This window comes from Streptomyces sp. NPDC004658 (assembly GCF_040609555.1).
Classification (GTDB): Bacteria; Actinomycetota; Actinomycetes; order Streptomycetales; family Streptomycetaceae; genus Streptomyces.
On record NZ_JBEXKG010000394.1, the window covers coordinates 1 to 1,411 of the forward strand.

The 1,411-nt window shown below is 64.9% G+C and carries 1 protein-coding gene and 1 pseudogene; one reads left to right on the plus strand and one right to left on the minus strand.

Translation table 11 applies throughout. The annotated features are described in order from the left end of the window. Positions 1 to 132: 132 nt before the first annotated feature. Positions 133 to 950 (plus strand): IS5 family transposase gene (locus tag ABZV94_RS41605; protein WP_356350307.1). Its coding sequence is split into 2 segments (ribosomal slippage): positions 133 to 475 and positions 475 to 950, totalling 819 coding nucleotides; the frame shifts between segments, so codons are not numbered across the junction. A gap of 26 nt (positions 951 to 976) precedes the next feature. On the opposite strand, the pseudogene ABZV94_RS41610 reads toward ABZV94_RS41605, so the two are convergent. After that, positions 977 to 1,306 (minus strand): annotated as a pseudogene (locus ABZV94_RS41610) (transposase family protein); the annotation flags it as partial. Between the last annotated feature and the right edge of the window lie 105 nt (positions 1,307 to 1,411).

Here is a 1,411-nt window from a genome sequence, read left to right on the forward strand (position 1 = left end):
GAACCAGCAACCGAAGGGGAAGGTTGGTATGCCACCCCGACAGCCTCCCACCCACACGGCCACCACACCCACCGAACTTACGAAAAGATCAGTAGACCGTGTCCTATGTGGTGAGGCGTCGTTGAACCCGTCATGGGGCGGGGTACGTGGAGTTGGATTGTTCCGGACGGGTTGTGGGAGATCGCGAAACCGCTGATCCCGCCGTCGAAGGTGCGGCCGCAGGGCGGTGGAACGCAGGACACACCTGATGAGACGCTGTTCGCGGCGATCATCTACGTCCTGGTGTCCGGCTGTGCCTGGCGTGCGTTGCCACCCTGCTTCGGCGTCTCGAAGTCCACCGCCCATCGGCGGTTCCTCATCTGGTCGAGGGCCGGGGTGTGGGGGCGGCTGCACGAGGCCGTGCTGCACCGGCTCGACGATGCCGGCCTCATCGACGTCACCCGCGTCGTCCTCGACACCGCCCACGTCCGGGCTAAAAAGGGGGCGAACACACAGGTCCGAGCCCCGTGGACCGGGGCAAGCCGGGTTCCAAGATGCACGTCCTGTCGGACGCGAACGGACTGCCCCTCCTCGTCGGCGTCTCGGCCGCCAACACCCATGACAGCGAAGGACTGAAGCCGATGATGGAGGGTCACCAAACGAGACACGACCCCCACCGAGACCGGTACTTCAAGCCCCAGCGGCTGCACGCGGACAAAGCCTACGACCGTGCCGACCTGCGCAGATGGCTCCGCGGGAAGCGCATCGGCGTGCGCATCGCCCGGAAGGGCATCGAGTCCAGCCAGCGATTAGGGCGACGCCGCTGGGTCATCGAGCGCACCATGTCGTGGCTGTCCGGCTACCACCGACTCAGCCCTCGCTACGAACGCAACCCCCGCAACTACCTGGCCTTTCTCGGACTCGCCGCAGCCCTGTGCTGCTACAAGCGCCTCATCCGCCTCACCACATAGGACACGGTCTTAGGGCTCGCAGAGAATCAACATGCTGATTTGATCACCGTGGGGCTGCGGTTCGCGAGGAACGCCGTGACGTCAGCGGGGGTGCGGAACCTGGCTGTCGAGGGCGGGATCGTGTAGCCGTGCGCGGCCAGGAGGGGCTGAACTTGGTGAACGGCCCTGGTGAGGGTGCTTCCGGTGACTCCGAAGAGCTGGGCGAGCAGATCTCTGGTGCCGAGTTTGCGCAGGTAGAGCACGGTGGCCAGGACTCTGTCGGCGGTGGTCAGCTTGTCCTTGGCCCCTGCACCGCGAGCACGGATGCGTTCACCTCCTCGCTGCTGCATCCGTCCTTGCTCACGTAACTTGTTCAAATCCACGGCTAGAGGTTGTCCCGTAACCGGTGGGGTGGTTGGTGCGTTGGCTGGGCATGGGTGGGGTGATCTCAGCGGATGATCCGAAGTGGATCGAGCCGTTCT